Annotated in this window: 14 protein-coding genes; 6 read left to right on the top strand and 8 right to left on the bottom strand. The window is 73.1% G+C overall.

The features are described 5' to 3' along the window. Positions 1-3: 3 nt before the first annotated feature. From AC4IHM_RS21405 to AC4IHM_RS21430, 6 genes are all read right to left on the bottom strand, one after another. Complete coding sequence (locus AC4IHM_RS21405) at positions 4-594, bottom strand: GNAT family N-acetyltransferase (RefSeq protein ID WP_490868617.1); 591 nt, start codon at positions 592-594, stop codon at positions 4-6. Positions 595-654: 60 nt separating this feature from the next. Then, the gene (locus AC4IHM_RS21410; RefSeq protein WP_490868618.1) at positions 655-1701 is read right to left on the bottom strand and encodes an ABC transporter substrate-binding protein; all 1047 of its coding nucleotides are present in this window, start codon (positions 1699-1701) and stop codon (positions 655-657) included. 119 nt (positions 1702-1820) lie between these two features. Further along, positions 1821-2981, bottom strand: a complete 1161-nt coding sequence (locus tag AC4IHM_RS21415) for an acyl-CoA dehydrogenase family protein (RefSeq protein ID WP_490868619.1) — start codon at positions 2979-2981, stop codon at positions 1821-1823. A gap of 5 nt (positions 2982-2986) precedes the next feature. Beyond that, positions 2987-3934, bottom strand: a complete 948-nt coding sequence (locus AC4IHM_RS21420) for a hydroxymethylglutaryl-CoA lyase (RefSeq protein WP_490868620.1) — start codon at positions 3932-3934, stop codon at positions 2987-2989. Next, a complete protein-coding gene (locus AC4IHM_RS21425) occupies positions 3931-5871 on the bottom strand; it encodes an acetyl/propionyl/methylcrotonyl-CoA carboxylase subunit alpha (RefSeq protein ID WP_490868621.1) in 1941 nt (646 codons plus the stop codon). The genes AC4IHM_RS21420 and AC4IHM_RS21425 overlap by 4 nt, the downstream gene beginning before the upstream one ends. A 12-nt stretch (positions 5872-5883) precedes the next feature. After that, positions 5884-7500, bottom strand: a complete 1617-nt coding sequence (locus AC4IHM_RS21430; RefSeq protein ID WP_490868622.1) for a carboxyl transferase domain-containing protein — start codon at positions 7498-7500, stop codon at positions 5884-5886. Between the two features lie 97 nt (positions 7501-7597). On the opposite strand from AC4IHM_RS21430, the gene AC4IHM_RS21435 reads away from it, so the two are divergent. The 4 genes from AC4IHM_RS21435 to AC4IHM_RS21450 all read left to right on the top strand — a co-directional run bounded on the left by AC4IHM_RS21435 (position 7598) and on the right by AC4IHM_RS21450 (position 11347). Beyond that, a complete protein-coding gene (locus tag AC4IHM_RS21435) occupies positions 7598-8221 on the top strand; it encodes an SACE_7040 family transcriptional regulator (RefSeq protein WP_490868623.1) in 624 nt (207 codons plus the stop codon). Positions 8222-8318: 97 nt separating this feature from the next. Further along, positions 8319-9476, top strand: coding sequence for an acyl-CoA dehydrogenase family protein (locus AC4IHM_RS21440; protein WP_490868624.1), 1158 nt, complete (start codon positions 8319-8321; stop codon positions 9474-9476). A gap of 10 nt (positions 9477-9486) precedes the next feature. Then, complete coding sequence (locus AC4IHM_RS21445; protein ID WP_490868625.1) at positions 9487-10368, top strand: acyl-CoA thioesterase; 882 nt, start codon at positions 9487-9489, stop codon at positions 10366-10368. Positions 10369-10372: 4 nt separating this feature from the next. Next, on the top strand, positions 10373-11347 hold the full coding sequence (locus AC4IHM_RS21450; protein ID WP_490868626.1) for a cation diffusion facilitator family transporter: 975 nt from the start codon (positions 10373-10375) through the stop codon (positions 11345-11347). 13 nt (positions 11348-11360) lie between these two features. On the opposite strand, the gene AC4IHM_RS21455 is transcribed toward AC4IHM_RS21450, so the two are convergent. Together AC4IHM_RS21455 and AC4IHM_RS21460 are read right to left on the bottom strand one after the other, a co-directional pair. Then, complete coding sequence (locus AC4IHM_RS21455) at positions 11361-12149, bottom strand: phosphatase (RefSeq protein WP_490868627.1); 789 nt, start codon at positions 12147-12149, stop codon at positions 11361-11363. A 61-nt stretch (positions 12150-12210) separates the two neighbouring features. Beyond that, entirely contained in the window at positions 12211-13698 is a 1488-nt protein-coding gene (locus AC4IHM_RS21460; RefSeq protein ID WP_490868628.1) for a PucR family transcriptional regulator, read from the bottom strand. A gap of 188 nt (positions 13699-13886) precedes the next feature. Here AC4IHM_RS21460 and speB point away from each other — a divergent pair, with 188 nt between their 5' ends. Together speB and AC4IHM_RS21470 are read left to right on the top strand one after the other, a co-directional pair. After that, positions 13887-14876, top strand: a complete 990-nt coding sequence (gene speB / locus AC4IHM_RS21465; protein ID WP_490868629.1) for an agmatinase — start codon at positions 13887-13889, stop codon at positions 14874-14876. Next, a complete protein-coding gene (locus tag AC4IHM_RS21470) occupies positions 14873-16561 on the top strand; it encodes a thiamine pyrophosphate-binding protein (protein WP_490868630.1) in 1689 nt (562 codons plus the stop codon). Before speB ends, AC4IHM_RS21470 begins: the two co-directional genes overlap by 4 nt. Positions 16562-16563: the final 2 nt, after the last annotated feature.

Consider the following 16563-nt stretch of genomic DNA (forward strand, 5'->3'; position numbering starts at 1 on the left):
CGCTCACGGGCCCGCCGCCGATCGCCGCCGCGGCGTGGGCGAGGCTCGGCCGGACACCGCCCGCTCGAACCCCTCGCGGGTGCAGAAGCTCAGCAGCGCCCGCTTGTCCGGCGCGCCGATCTCGCCCTCGGGCACGAAGCCGACGGCCGCGTTGAGGGCGTGGGCGGCGGTGTCGGCGATGTCCGGTGCGGCGACGACCCGCCGGGTCGCCGGGTCCGCGAACAGCTCGGTCAGCACGGTGGTGAGCACCGCCCGGGTGAAGCCGTGCACCGGCCGGCCCGTGCACGGCTTCACCAGGAGGCGCAGGCCGGCATCGCCCGGCTCCGGCTCGTACAGGCCGACCAGTTCGCGGTGGGCCGGGTCGTACCGCTCCATCAGGAAGGCGGGGACGCCGTCGCGCAGGCCGAGGCGGGCCTCCCGGTGCGCATCGGCGGCCAGTCCCATGCAGGCTCGCTCGACCTCCACGAGTTTCGCGTCCCGCATCGTCCAGTACGCCGACCGGGAGCGGGTGAGCCAGCCGTGCAGCAGCTCGGCGTCGGTCAGCGGGTCGAGGGGGCGCAGGCTCAGCGTCCCGACGGCGGTGGTGGTGCTCATGGGGCGGACTCCTGGAGCGCGACTTTGCTTAGGTTAGCCTAACCTAAGTCACTCTGCGGGTCAGCCGACCTTCTTGGCGTTCTCGATCGCCTCGGCCAGGTTGTTCAGCAGCGGCGTGCACTTGTCGTAGGACAGGATCGGCTCGGGGGAGCGGGGGATGACCTGGCCGGCCTTGACCGCGGGGAGCTGCTTCCAGGTGCCCTCGGTGATGTCGGCCGGCTGGATGGTCGAGGACCGGTCGTCCATGATGATCACGTCGGCCGGGTACTTGTCGACGTTCTCCCAGCTCAGGCTCTCGAACCAGCCGCCGGTCGACTTCTTGGCGCTCTCGGGGGGCTCGACGAAGTTCACGCCGAGGGCCTTGAAGTACTCCAGGTCCACCGAGAGGTTGGTGCCGGAGACGTAGAACAGCTCGGCGCTCGCGGAGCCGGCCAGCACCCTGATCTGCGGCTTGGCCCTGGCGGCGGCCCGCAGCCGGGCGGCGGCCTTCTCGAAGCCCTTCTTGGCGTCGGCGGCCTTCGCGGACCTCATGTCCGCGCCGAGCGACTCGGCAAGCTCCCACATGCGCTGGAGCGGCTGGGTGAGCTGGCGGTCGAAGACCGAGATCGCCACGCTCGGGGCAAGCTTCGCGATCTTGTCCTTGGAGTCCTCCGGCACCGACCAGAGGGTGCCCGCGGTGTCGAAGGTCGTGGTGATGAGGACCTCGGGGGCCAGCGAGGCGTACTTCTCGACGTTGAGCCTGCCCCACTCGTTGCCGAGCACGGTGACCTTGCTGACGTCCATGTCGCCGGCCTGGACGTCCGGCTTGCCGTCCTTGGTCGTGGTGGGCCCGAACACGCCCTTGACCTGGACGCCGTAGTCGTACAGGGCGGCGGCGACACCGGTGAAGGCGACGATGGCCGTCGGCACCCGGTCCAGCTTCACGGTCGTGCCGCGGTCGTCCTTGAAGGACCAGGGGCCGGACTTGGCGGCGGCCGGCCCGTCGTTCGAGTCACCGCTCTTCGCGTCGTCGTCCCCGCAGGCCGCGAGCGCGGCACCGAGGCCGAGGGCGCCGCCGGCGGCCAGGATGCCGCGACGGGTCGGGTGGGTGGCTCTGGCGTTGGACATGGTGTGACTGCTTTCGAACGGTGCGGAGCGCCCGCAGGACAATTCGAAGGCAGGTTAGCCTAACCTCGCCTGCTGTCCGGGGGTGGGGCCCCGCGCCCCGCCCCCGGACCGCCGGTGCCTCAGCTCACCAGCCCCAGCTCCCGTGCGATCAGCATCCGCTGGACCTCGCTGGTGCCCTCGCCGATCTCCAGGATCTTCGCGTCCCGCCACATGCGGGCCACCGGATACTCGTTCATGAAGCCGTAGCCGCCGTGGATCTGCGTCGCGTCCCGGGCGTTGTCCACCGCGACCGTCGAGGAGTACAGCTTCGCCAGCGCCGCCTCCTTCTTGAAGGGGTCCCCCGCCACCAGACGGGAGGCCGCGTCGCGCCAGGCCAGACGGGCCGTGTGGGCCTTCATCTCCATGTCGGCGATCTTGAACTGGATGGCCTGGTTGGCGCCGATGGGCCGGCCGAAGGCGTGCCGCTGCTTCGCGTAGGCCACCGACTCGTCCACACAGCCCTGCGCGAGCCCCGTGCCCAGCGCGGCGATGGCGACCCGGCCCTCGTCCAGGATGCGCAGGAACTGGGCGTAGCCGCGCCCCAGTTCGCCCAGCAGGTTCGCCGCCGGGACCCGGACCTCGCAGAAGGACAGCTCACGGGTGTCCGAGGCGTTCCAGCCGACCTTCGAGTACGGGGCGGCCACCGTGAAGCCCGGGGTGCCGGACGGGACGATGATCGCCGAGATCAGCGGGCGGCCGTCCGGCCTGCGGCCGGTGACCGCCGTGACCGTCACCAGGCCCGTGATGTCCGTGCCGGAGTTGGTGATGAAGCACTTGGTGCCGTTGATCACCCACTCGTCCGTGGCCTCGTCCAGACGGGCGGTGGTGCGGGTCGCGCCCGCGTCGCTGCCGCCGTCCGGCTCGGTCAGCCCGAAGGCGCCCAGGATCTCGCCCGAGCAGAGCCGGGGCAGCCACTCGCGCTTTTGCTCCTCGGTGCCGAACAGGTGGATCGGCATCGCGCCCAGCGAGACACCCGCCTCCAGCGTGATGGCCACCGACGAGTCCACCCGCGCCAGTTCCTCCAGGGCCACGCCCAGCGCGAAGTAGTCGCCGCCCATGCCGCCGTACTCCTCGGGGAACGGCAGCCCGAACAGGCCCATGCGGCCCATCTCGCGGACGATCTCGTACGGGAACTCGTGCCGCTCGTAGAGGTCGCCGATCTTCGGCGCCACCACGTCGTGCGCGAACTGTTCGACCGTGCGGCGCAGTTCTTCCAGTTCGGGGGAGAGCTTGTGGTCCATGGCGTTCACTGCTCCTGGTGGGAGAGGGCTCGTACGGTGCGGGACGGGCTCGGTCGGCCCAGGTGCGCGGCCATCCAGACGCTTGTGGCGACGAGACGGCCGAGGTCGACCCCGGTGTCGATGCCGAGGCCCCGCAGCATCCACACGAGGTCCTCGGTGGCGAGATTGCCGGTGGCGGACTTCGCGTACGGGCAGCCGCCCAGCCCGCCGGCGGAGGCGTCGACCGTGGTGACGCCCTGCCGCAGCGCGGCCAGCGTGTTGGCCAGCGCCTGGCCGTAGGTGTCGTGGAAGTGGACGCCCAGCGCGGACACCGGCACGTCCGCCCCGGTCAGCGCGGTGAGCAGCGCCGTGACATGGCCCGGGGTGGCCACTCCGACGGTGTCGCCCAGGCTCAGTTCGTCGCAGCCCATGTCCAGCAGGGCCCGGCAGACCTTCACCACCTGCCCGACGGGGACCGCGCCCTCCCACGGATCGCCGAAGCACATCGACAGATAGCCCCGGACATGGACGTCCGCCGCCTTCGCCCGCGCCACCACCGGCTCGAACATGGCCAGCGCCCCGTCCACCGTGCGGTTGAGGTTGGCCCTGGCGAAGGACTCGGTGGCGCTGGCGAACACCGCCACCCGCCGGGCGCCCAGCGCCAGCGCACGGTCCAGGCCGCGCTCGTTGGGCACCAGGACCGGCAGCGACACCGGCAGGCCGGACACCGCCGGATACAGCTCCTCGGCATCCGCCAACTGGGGGACCCACCGGGGGTGCACGAAGCTCGTCGCCTCGATGGTGGTCAGGCCCGTGTCGGCCAGGCGGCGGATGAACTCCGCCTTGACGACCGTGGGAACGGTCGCCTTCTCGTTCTGCAGTCCGTCGCGCGCGCCGACCTCGTGGATCTTGACGCGGGCGGGCAGGCCCTCGGCCGGTACGACCATGGGCAGGCCGAGTTCCGGGGCGTTCATGCCGTCTCCTTCTCGTCGGCGGGTGCGACGACCGCCAGTACCTGGTCCATGGCGACCGTCGTGCCCGGCGTCACGTCCAGCTCGGCGACCGTGCCGGCCTGCGGGGCGCGGACGAGGTGCTCCATCTTCATCGCCTCCACGACCAGCAGGCCCTGCCCCGCGCTCACCTCGTCCCCGACGGCGACCTTCACCACTGTCACCGTGCCCGGCATGGGCGCGGTCAGCGAGTCGGCGCCCGCGTGGGCGGCGCGGGTGAGCGAGGCGGCGACCGGGTCGTGGTCGAGCACCTGCCAGGCGTCGCCGTCGCGGCCCAGCCAGTCGGCGGCGCGGTGGAAGGTGTGCCGGACCCCGTCCAGGGTCACCGACACCCGGTCCTTGGTGACGGTGTGGGTGCCGCGCGGGGTGTGCGTGACGGGTTCGAGTCCCGGCACCCGCATCGGGAAGGCGACGGGCTTCGGCTCGCCCCCGGCGCGCCAGCCGCTCGGCACCGAGAACGGGTCCGTCCAGCCGCCGCCGCGCGGACGCAGCGCGTCCAGCCGTACGGCCGCCGCCGCCTCGTAGACCTCCTCCGGCACGTCCGTGCGGACCAGCCCGTCGACCTCGCGCTCCACCAGCCCCGTGTCCAGCTCGCCCGCCACCACCGCCGGGTGGGCGAGCAGCCGGCGCAGGAACCCGGCGTTGGTCTGCACGCCCAGCGTCACCGTCCCGGCGAGGGCGGCCCGCAGCCTGCGCAGCGCGGTCTCCCGGTCGGGGCCGTGGGCGATCACCTTGGACAGCATCGGGTCGTAGAGGCTGCCCACCCCGGTGCCCTCGCCGAGCCCCGAGTCGGTGCGCACGCCCTCGCCCTGCGGCTCGCGCAGCCGCAGCACGGTGCCGCCGGACGGCAGGAAGCCGCGCGCCGGGTCCTCCGCGCACAGGCGGGCCTCGATCGCGTGCCCGGTCAGCCGGACGTCCTCCTGCGCGAACCCCAGCGGCTCGCCCGCCGCCACCCGCAACTGCCACTCCACCAGGTCCAGGCCCGTGACCAGCTCGGTCACCGGGTGCTCGACCTGGAGGCGGGTGTTCATCTCCATGAAGTAGTACGAGGAGGGGTCGTCGCCCGGCACGATGAACTCCACCGTGCCCGCGCCCCGGTAGCCGCACGAGCGGGCCGCCTGCACGGCCGCCTCGCCCATCGCGGCGCGGGTCGCCTCGTCCAGGAGCACGCTCGGCGCCTCCTCGACGACCTTCTGGTGCCGGCGCTGGAGCGAGCACTCGCGCTCGCCCAGGTGCACCACGGTGCCGTGGCCGTCGGCCAGGACCTGGATCTCGATGTGCCGGGGCCGCTCGATCCACCGCTCCACGAGCAGCGTGTCGTCGCCGAAGGAGGCGCGGGCCTCGCGGCGGGCGGCGGCGATCTCGTCGGCGAGCACGGCGGCGTCCCGCACCAGCCGCATGCCCTTGCCGCCCCCGCCGGCCGACGGCTTCAGCAGCACCGGCATCCCGATCCCGCGGGCCGCCTCGGCCAACTGCCCGTCGCTGAGCCCGCCGCCGCTGGAGCCGGGCACCACCGGCACCCCGGCCGCCCGCACCGTCTCCTTGGCGCGGATCTTGTCGCCCATCAGCGCGATGGCGTCGGCGGGCGGCCCGACGAAGACCAGCCCCGCCTCCTGGCAGGCCCGCGCGAAACCGGCGTTCTCGGCGAGGAAGCCGTACCCCGGGTGGACGGCCCGCGCCCCCGTGCGGGCCGCCGCCGCCAGCAGCCGCTCGACGCTCAGATAGCTCTGTGCCGCGGGCGCCGGTCCGATCCGCACCGCCTCGTCGGCCTCGCGCACATGCCGGGCGTCCGCGTCGGCGTCGGAGAAGACCGCCACCGAGCGCACGCCCGCCGAGCGCAGTGTGCGGATGACGCGCACCGCGATCTCACCGCGGTTGGCCACCAGTACCGTGTCGAACATCAAGTCCCCTCCTCACATCCGGAAGACGCCGAACCGGGGCTCGCCCAGTGGCGCGTTGGCACACGCGGTCAGGGCCAGCCCCAGCACCTGCCGGGTCTCGGCGGGCTCGATGACCCCGTCGTCCCACAGGCGGGCGGTCGCGTAGTAGGCGTTGCCCTGGCGCTCGTACTGCGCGCGGATCGGCGCCTTGAAGGTCTCCTCCTCCTCGGCGGGCCAGTCCTGCCCGCGCCCCTCCAACTGGTCCCGCTTGACCGTGGCGAGCACCGAAGCGGCCTGCTCGCCGCCCATGACGGAGATCTTGGCGTTGGGCCACATCCACAGGAAGCGCGGCGAGTAGGCCCGCCCGCACATCGAGTAGTTCCCCGCGCCGTACGAGCCGCCGACGACGACCGTCAGCTTGGGCACGCGCGTGCACGCCACCGCCGTCACCATCTTGGCGCCGTGCTTGGCGATGCCGCCGGCCTCGTAGTCGCGGCCGACCATGAAGCCGGAGATGTTCTGCAGGAACACCAGCGGGATGCCGCGCTGGTCGCACAGCTCGACGAAGTGGGCGCCCTTCTGGGCCGACTCGGAGAACAGGATGCCGTTGTTGGCGACGATCCCCACCGGGTGGCCGTGGACGCGGGCGAAGCCGGTGACCAGGGTCTGCCCGAACTCGGACTTGAACTCGGCGAACCGCGAGCCGTCCACCACGCGCGCGATGACCTCGCGCACGTCGTAGGGGGTGCGGGAGTCGACCGGGACCGCGCCGTACAGCCCCTGCGGGTCGACCTTCGGCTCGATGCCGGGCCGCACGGTCCAGGGCAGCGGGCCGCGCGTGGGCAGCGTGGAGACGATCTGCCGCACGATCCGCAGGGCGTGCGCGTCGTCCTCGGCCAGGTGGTCGGTCACCCCCGAGATCCGGGAGTGGACCTCGCCGCCGCCCAGCTCCTCCGCCGTGACCACCTCGCCGGTGGCCGCCTTCACCAGCGGCGGGCCGCCCAGGAAGATCGTCCCCTGCCCGCGGACGATCACGGCCTCGTCGCTCATCGCCGGGACGTACGCGCCGCCGGCCGTGCAGGAGCCGAGGACGGCGGCGATCTGCGGGATGCCGGCGCCCGACATCCGGGCCTGGTTGTAGAAGATCCGCCCGAAGTGCTCGCGGTCCGGGAAGACCTCGTCCTGCATCGGCAGGAACGCGCCCCCCGAGTCCACGAGATACAGGCACGGCAGCCGGTTCTCCAGCGCCACCTCCTGCGCCCGCAGGTGCTTCTTCACGGTCATCGGGTAGTACGTGCCGCCCTTGACGGTGGCGTCGTTGGCGACGATCACGCACTCCCGGCCGCCCACCCGGCCGATTCCGGCGATGACACCGGCGGCCGGGGCCTGTCCGTCGTACAGCCCGTCGGCCGCCAGCGGTGCCAGCTCCAGAAACGGCGAGCCCGGATCGAGCAGCGTGTCCACCCGGTCGCGCGGCAGCAGCTTGCCGCGCGCGGTGTGCCGGGCCCGCGCCCGCTCGCCGCCGCCCAGCCGGGCCGCCGCGAGCTTGGCGCGCAGCTCCCGAACGAGGACGCGGTGCGCCTCCTCGTTGGCCCGAAAGGCCTCGGAGGCGGGATCTGCCGCCGTCGTCAGCTCCGGTGCCTCGTGCATCCTGCGGTCCCCTCACCCAGTGGTCCACCAGTTAATGAGCGTTAACGCGTTTCGCTCAGGTTAACGACCGCTAACCTCCCTGTCTAGAATCGTCTCCATGGCCACCAGAACCGACGCCCCCACCCGCCGCGAGCAGATCCTCAAGGAGGCCGCCCGGCTCTTCGCCGAGCGCGGCTTCCACGGGGTCGGCGTCGACGAGATAGGCGCCGCGGTCGGCATCAGCGGACCCGGCCTCTACCGGCACTTCGCCGGCAAGGACGCGATGCTCGCCGAGCTGCTGGTCGGGATCAGCGACTCGCTGCTGAGCGGCGCGAAGCGGCGGCTGGCACAGGCGGACCCGGCGACCGGTCCCGAGGCGGTCCTCGACTCGCTCATCGAGGGGCACATCGACTTCGCGCTCGACGACCGCCCGCTCATCACCCTGCACGACCGCGAGCTGGACCGCCTCCGGGACGCCGACCGCAAGCTGGTGCGGCAGTTGCAGCGGCAGTACGTCGAGCTGTGGGTCGGCGTGCTGCGCGAGGTCTACCCGGCGGTCGCCGAACCCGCCGCCCGCTCGGCGGTCCACTCGGTCTTCGGCCTGCTGAACTCCACCCCGCACCTGGGCCGCCCCGGCGCCCTGCCGGGCCGCGCGGTCACGGCCTCGCTGCTGCACCGGATGGCCCGGGGCGCGTTCGCGGCGGTGGGGACGCGGCCGCCGCGGTCCGTGGCCGCCGAGTGACGAGGGTTACCCGCCTCCCGCTCTGGACGTCTCTGGCTACCCGCCGGTACGGTGAAGTCTGAGCAAGCGCTTAGATTCGTATCCTGGAGGTGGCGCGGTGCGCCGTACGGTGTTCAACGAGGACCACGAGGCGTTCCGGGAGACCCTCCGGGCCTTCATCGAGGCCGAGGTCGTCCCCGTCTACGACGAGTGGTTCGCCGCGGGCCAGGCTCCGCGCGAGTTCTACTACAAGCTCGGCGAGCTGGGCATCTTCGGCATCAACGTGCCCGAGGAGTTCGGCGGCGCCGGCCTGGACAGCCACAAGTTCGAGGCCGTCCTCTACGAGGAGACCGCCCGCGCGGGCGTCCAGTTCGGCGGCTCCGGCGTGCACGTGCTGCTCGCCCTGCCGTACATCACGATGCTGGCCACCGACGAGCAGAAGAAGCGCTACCTGCCCAAGTTCGTCACCGGCGAGGAGATGTGGGCCATCGCGATGACCGAGCCGGGCACCGGCTCCGACCTCGCGGGCATGAAGTCCACCGCCAAGCTCTCCGAGGACGGCACCCACTACGTCCTCAACGGCGCCAAGACCTTCATCACCGGCGGCGTGCACGCCGACCGGGTCATCGTCTGCGCCCGCACCTCGGCCCCGCGCGAGGACGACCGCCGCTTCGGCATCTCCCTGTTCGCCGTGGACACCAAGTCCGAGGGCTACTCCGTCGGCCGCAAGCTCGACAAGCTGGGCCTGCGCACCTCCGACACCGCCGAGCTGGCCTTCGTCAACGTCAAGGTGCCCGTCGAGGACCTGCTCGGCGAGGAGAACAAGGGCTTCTCCTACCTCGGCCACAACCTCGCCTCCGAGCGCTGGGGCATCGCCTACGGCGCCTACGCCCAGGCCAAGGCCGCCGTCGCCTTCGCCAAGGCCTACGTCCAGGACCGCACCGTCTTCGGCAAGCCGGTCGCCCACTTCCAGAACACCAAGTTCGAGCTGGCCGCCTGCCAGGCCGAGGTGGACGCAGCCGAGGCCGTCGCCGACCGCGCCACCGAGGCCCTGGACGCCGGCGAACTGACCCCCGCCGAGGCCGCCTCCGCCAAGCTGTTCTGCACCGAGGTCGCCCACCGCGTCATCGACCGCTGCCTCCAGCTGCACGGCGGCTACGGCTACATGAACGAGTACCCGATCGCCCGCCTGTACGCGGACAACCGCGTCAACCGCATCTACGGCGGCACCAGCGAGGTCATGAAGATGATCATCGCGAAGAACATGGGTCTGTGACCCGCGGCACATGAGCGAAGCACTCCAGTCGCTCCTCGATCTGCTCGACCTGGAGCGGATCGAGGAGGACATCTACCGCGGCCACTCCCGGCCCGCCGTCATCCCCCGCGTCTTCGGCGGGCAGGTGGCGGCCCAGGCCATGGTCGCCGCCGGCCGCACCGTCCCCGGGGAGCGGCACGCGCACTCCCTGCACGCGTACTTCCTGCGCCCCGGCGACCCGGGCGCCCCCATCGTCTACAACGTCGACCGCCTGCGCGACGGCCGCTCCTTCACCACCCGCCGGGTCGTCGCCGTCCAGCACGGCAAGCCGATCTTCACCCTGTCGGCGTCCTTCCAGACCCACGAGGAGGGCCTGGACCACCAGGCCCCGATGCCGCCCGCACCCGACCCGGCGACCCTCCCCACCGGCGAGGAGCGGCTGCGCGGCTACCCGCACCTGCCCGCCGAGACCGTCGAGCGGTTCCTGGAGGCCCGCGCGGCCGTGGACCTGCGCCACGTCGCCGACCCGCCCTTCGGCGACTACGGCAGCCCGCGCGAGCCGCACTCCCAGGTCTGGTTCCGCACCAACGGCAAACTCGGCGGCGCCGTCGACGAACCCCTCCTGCACGTCGTCCTCGCCACCTACGTCTCCGACATGACCCTCCTCGACTCCGTGCTGCTCGCGCACGGCCGCGGCGGCTGGGCCGTCGGGGACGTCGTCGGCGCCTCCCTCGACCACGCCATGTGGTTCCACCGGCCGTTCCGCGCCGACGAATGGCTCCTGTACGACCAGCAGTCGCCGTCCGCGTCCGGCGGCCGGGGCCTCGGCCAGGCCCGCATCTACACCCAGGACGGCCGGCTCGCCGTCTCGGTCGTGCAGGAGGGCGTGGTCCGCGTCCCTCGGGAAGACTGAGGGCATGGCGGACACCACGAGCGGCACGACGGGCGGCGGCGACAGCACCTTCACGGTGATCGTCGCCGCCCTCGCCAACCTGGGCATCGCCGTCGCCAAGGCGGTGGCCGGGTTGCTCAGCGGGTCCAGCGCGATGCTCTCGGAGGCCGCGCACTCGGTGGCCGACACCGTCACCGAGGTCCTGCTGCTGACCTCCCTCAAACGCAGCGTGCGCCCCGCCGACGAGGACCACCCGCTCGGCCACGGCCCCGAGCGCTACGTCTGGGCCCTGCTCGCCGCCGTCGCCACCTTCGTCGGCGGCGCCGTCTTCTCCCTCTACGACGGCATCCACACCCTCGCCCGCGGCGAGGACCTCGGCGACCCGCTGATCGCGTACATCGTCCTGGCCGTCGCCTTCCTGCTGGAGGGCTACTCGCTGCGGACCGGCCTGAAACAGGTGCGCGGCGAGGCGGCCCACCACCGGGTGCCCTTCGGCCGCTATCTGCGCCGCACCCCCGACACCGCCGTCAAAGCCGTCGTCATGGAGGACTCCGCCGCGCTGGCCGGCCTGCTGCTGGCCGCCGGCGGACTGCTCGCCGCACAGCTCACCGGCTCCGGCGTCTGGGACGGCGTCGCCTCGCTCTGCATCGGCGCGCTACTGCTGTACGTCGCCTGGGTGCTGGGCCGCTCCAACGCCGAGTTCCTCGTCGGCCGCCCGCTGCCGCGCGCCGTACGGGACGGGATCCGGGCGGAACTGGTGGCCGTCGAGCACATCGAGGCCGTCCTTGAACTGACCACCCTCGTGCAGGGGCCGCAGGAGGCACTGGTCGCCGCCAAGGTCGACTTCCGGGACGTGTCCACGGCGGCGCAGATCGAGTGGGCGTGCGAGCGGGCCGAACAGCGGCTGCGCGAGAGGTTCCCCGTGGTGCGCCGGGTCTACCTGGACCCGACGCCCGGATTCGCCCAGCGCCGCGCGGAAGGGCTGAACCCCTGGCCGTGACCGGGCCCGCCGGTCACTTCAGCCCGGCCTCCGTCAGCAGGTACGCCGTCATCGGGTCGTAGTGGCGCGGGCTGACCACATGGTCGTCCAGCGGGATCGCGACCTGGAGGGTGCCCTCGGACTCGGCGAGGAAGAGCGCCGGGTCGTTGCAGTCGGCGTAGCCGGCGGAGTCCACGCCGTGCTGGGCGGCGTAACCGGCCCAGCCGTGGTCGGCGACGACCAGGTCCGGCAGCGGGCGGCCCGCGCGCTCCAGACCGGTCAGGATGGCCTTCATCGGCTCACCGGAGTGGGTGTGCCACAACGAGGCGCCGTGCTCCAGCATCGCCACGTCCGCGAACTGCTGGACATACCCCTCCTCCGTCGTCAGCCCCTCCGGGATCACGACGATCTCGCAGCCCGCGGTGCGCAGCGCGTCGGCCGTGGCACGGTGCACGTCGAGCAGGCCGCCGGGGTGGCCGGTGGCGAACAGCACCCGCTGCCCGCCGTCCGCCGCCTTGCGCAGCCGGCCGGCCAGACGCTCCAGCGCGGCCACGGTCAGCTCCGGGTCGATGGTGTCCTGCCCGTACCGGTACTCCGGGTCGTCGTTGACACCGACCCGCTCCGCCATCACCGCGAGCACGTCCTGCTCGTCGGACCAGCGCTCGCCCAGCTCCAGGCCGAGCCAGAAGTTGCGGTCGCCGTTCGCCAGCTTCCGGTAGTGGGAGAGATTGTTCTCGCGGGGCGTGGCGACATCGCCCGCGATACGGGTCCTGACGAGGTGCTCGGCGAGTTCGGCGCGGCTGGGTGTCCCGGGTATCGGCATGTTTCCATTGTGAGGCAGCCGCCCGCGGGAGTCTCCGGCACGTCACCCGCTGGGACACGTCTCACGCGCGCAGCGCGAACCACAGCTCCATCCGCACGTCCGGGTCGTCCAGGTCGCTGTCCAGCAGCGCCGCGCACCGGGCGACGCGCTGGCGGACGGTGTTGCGGTGCACGGACAGCGCGACGGCCGTACGGTCCCAGCTGCCGTGCAGCGAGAGCCAGGCCCGCAGCGTCTCGGTGAGCGCCGGTACGGCCGCGATCGGCGCGAGCAGCGCCCGCGCGTGCGCCTCGGCCTCGCCGGCCGGCACCAGATCGGCCAGCGCGGGCCGGTCCGGATGCCGCACCACCGGCAGCCGCGCCCCCCTGGCCCGCGCCAACGCCCGCCCCGCCTGAGCGTCCGCGACCGGCAACTCGGCGACCGGGACGGCTCCACTGACCCCGAGCGTCCACCCGGCCTGCGGCCCCGGACCCGCCCCGGCGGCGGACCCCGGCGCGGCCGGGACGAGCACCCGTACGACCTCCCCCGACGGGTCGACAAGCCAGGAGCCGAGGGCCGTGCCCAGCGCCGAGGCCGAGATCCGGTCCGGGGCGCCGCCGGCCGGGCGGGCGTGCACCACCTGCCAGCCGGTGGCGTCCTGGCCGAGCAGCGGGGCCACCTCCTCGGGGCGGGCGCCCAGCAGCAGCCGTACCAGCGCGGAGGAGCGGGCCGCGCCCGTGCCGCTGCGGTGCTCGCCGGTGAGCAGGGACAGCAGCACCGCGGCGACCGAGGCGATGGTGTGGTCGCCGGACTCCTGGCGTGCGGTCGCGACCCCGAGGACGAAACCCGGCCCGGTGCCGAGCGCGTACGCGGCCAGACGGACACCGGCGACGGTGTCCGATGCGGTGGTGGAGGCGGTGGCGTCGCCGCCGACGAACCGGGCCAGCTCCGTAAGCGCCCGGCGCGCCTCCTCCGCGGGCTCCCGCCCCGCCGCCGCGATCCGCGCGCCGTCCGCCCCGAACAGCACCGCCAGCCCGTCGAGCCCCGCGGCCAGCCGGCGCAGCACCGACGGCACCGGATCCGGCCGCGCCGCCGCCGCGGCCAGCCCCTGCTGCGCCTCGGAGACCCGGCGCACCTCGGCCAGCCGGGCCAGCGCCATCAACTGCCACAGCGCACGGGCCACGCCCGAGAACGTCGTCCCCTGCGGCACCTCCACCAGCGGCAGCCCGTACTCCTCGCAGGCCGCGACCAGCGCCTGCGGCACCGTGTCGTGCACCGGCGCCACCCCGAAGCCGAGCGCGGCGCCGCCCGCCGCCGCGATCCGCGACACGTACCCGTCGAAGTACGCCGCCCCCGCCCCCCGCGGAACATGCACCCCCGCCGTCAGCAGCAGCTCGCCGCCCAGCAGGTAGGGAAAGGGGTCGGACATCTCCGAGGCGTGCGCCCAGCGCACCGGCACCCCCGCGGCCGGCGGCCCGGCGATCTGCCGCAGGGCCAGGTCCTCGCGCGACAGCAGGGCCGCGAGCGGCACCGGCGGGGTGGGAGGCGCGGGCGGGGCGGCGGACTCCTGCATGGTGGACGTTTCCTCCGTCGTATCGATCCCGAATGGATGAAACGTACACTTCACAGTCGCCTTTCGGCCACCTAGTGTCGACCTGACCGGGAGACCCCGGACCATGCCGGAACTCCCGGTCCAGGCACACCAGTACAGTCGGACAGCAGTAGTACATACGCGACGAAGCGTAAGAAGGAAGGCAGTGCATGAGCAGCAACGAGACGCCCCGCGGCCCCGTCGACTCCTCCCGCGTCCCCCGGTACGCCGGCCCCGCGACCTTCGCCCGGCTGCCCCGTCTCGACGAGGTCGCCACCGCCGATGTCGCCGTGGTGGGCGTGCCCTTCGACTCGGGCGTCTCCTACCGTCCCGGCGCCCGCTTCGGCGGCAACGCCATCCGCGAGGCCTCCCGCCTGCTGCGCCCCTACAACCCGGCGCAGGACGCCTCCCCCTTCGCCCTCGCCCAGGTCGCGGACGGCGGCGACATCGCCGTGAACCCCTTCCACATCAACGAGGCCGTCGAGACGATCGAGGCCGCCGCCGACGACCTCCTGGGCACCGGCGCCCGCCTGATGACCCTCGGCGGCGACCACACCATCGCCCTCCCGCTGCTCCGCTCGGTCGCCAAGAGACACGGCCCGGTCGCCCTGCTCCACTTCGACGCCCACCTGGACACCTGGGACACCTACTTCGGCGCCGAGTACACCCACGGCACCCCCTTCCGGCGCGCGGTCGAGGAGGGCCTCCTCGACACCTCCGCGCTCTCCCACGTGGGCACCCGCGGCCCCCTGTACGGCAAGCGGGACCTCACCGACGACGAGAAGATGGGCTTCGGCATCGTCACCTCCGCCGATGTCTACCGGCGCGGCGCCGACGAGGTCGCCGACCAGCTCAGGCAGCGCGTCGGCGACCGCCCCCTCTACATCTCCATCAACGTCGACTGCCTGGACCCCGCCCACGCCCCCGGCACCGGCACCCCCGAGGCCGGCGGCATGACCTCCCGCGAACTCCTCGAGATCCTGCGCGGCCTGGCATCCTGCAACCTGGTGTCGGCCGATGTCGTCGAGGTGGCCCCCGCCTACGACCACGCGGAGATCACGTCCATCGCGGCGTCCCACACCGCGTACGAACTCACCACGATCATGAGCCGCCAGATCGCGCGGTCGCGCGCGACGGACCAGGAGAACGAAGCCAAGTGACCCACGACCACGACCTGGTACTGCGTCCGACCGCCGCCCAGACGGAGGCCGCGCTGAACCCTCCCCCCGGCCGCAACGGCGGAGACCTGGTCGTGGAGGCCCTGGCCGCACTCGGCGCCACCACCGTCTTCGGCCTGCCCGGCCAGCACACCCTCGGCGTGTTCGACGCGCTGCGCCGCTCCGACCTGCGCTACATCGGCCTGCGGATGGAGAACAACGCCGGATTCGCCGCCGACGCGTACGGCCGGATCACCGGCGAGGCGGCCCCCCTGCTCCTTTCCGCCGGCCCCGGCGCGCTCACCTCGCTGGCCGCGCTCCAGGAGGCGCGGGCGGCCTCCGCGCCCGTCCTCGCCATCGGCGGCCAGGTCCCGACGGCCGGCCTCGGCGGCGGCCGCCACGGCTACCTGCACGAACTCCCCGACCAGGCGGCCTCCTTCAGCGGCGTGGTGAAGTCCGTCCACACCGTCCGCACCCAGTCCCAGATCCCGTCCGCGATCGCCGAGGCGTGGACCTCGGCACTGACCGTCCCGCACGGCCCGGTGTGGGTGGAGATCCCGCAGGACGTCCTCCTGGCCCAAACCCCGCTCCCCGTGGTGACGGGCGGCGACACCTTCCCCGAGGAACTTCCCCCGCGCCCCGAACTCACCGCCCTCGCCGCCCACTTGCTGGCCGGAGCGCGGCGCCCCGCGATCATCGCCGGCGGGGGAGTCGTCCGCGCGGACGCGTCGGGGAAGCTGCGGCAACTGGCGGAGCGGCTCCAGGCCCCCGTCGTCACGACCTTCGGCGGCAAGGGCGCCTTCCCCTGGACGCACCCCCTCTCCCTCCAGTCCTGGCTGGAGGACCGCCACACGACGGACTTCCTGGAGGACGCCGACGTCCTCCTGGTGGTCGGCTCGGGTCTGGGCGAACTCTCCTCCAACTACCACACGTTCAAGCCGCGCGGCCGTGTGATCCAGATCGAGGCCGACCTCGGCAAACTTGAGTCCAACCACCCGGCCCTCGGCATCCACGCCGACGCCCGCCTCGCCCTCCAGGCCCTGCTGGAGACGGTGGAGGAGCAGCGCCGCGACCCGACCGCCCCCGAGCGCGTACGCGCCGTACTCGACCGGGTCCGCGCCCGCCTCGACGCCCAGGAACTCACCCTGGAGCAGGACGTACTGGCGGCCGTCCGCAAGGCCCTGCCGGCCCGCTCCCCGTCCTTCTGGGACATGACCGTCCTCGCCTACTGGGCCTGGTCGGCCTTCGACGCCAAGGCCCCCAACACCATGCACTCCGCCCAGGGCGCCGGCGGCCTCGGCTACGGCCTCCCCGCCGCCCTGGGCGCCGCGGCCGCCGACCCCACCCGCCCCGTGCTGGCCGTCTCCGGCGACGGCGGCGCCCTGTACTCCGTCGCCGAACTGGCCACCGCCCGCCAGTACGACCTCGACGTCACCTGGCTGATCGTCGACGACGGCGGCTACGGCATCCTGCGCGAGTACATGACGGACACCTTCGGGCAGCCGACGGCGACGGAGCTGACCCGCCCCGACTTCGTCGCCCTCGCCGAGTCCTTCGGGGTGCCGGGCGTGCGTACGTCGCCGCAGGCCCTGGAGACGGACCTGGCGAAGGCGCTGGCCTCACCCGGCCCCTCGGTGGTCGTCCTCCCCGCCGTCCTGCGGATGTTCGCGCCCACCCACCTCGGCTGACC

It is taken from the genome of Streptomyces sp. SL06, assembly GCF_058244745.1.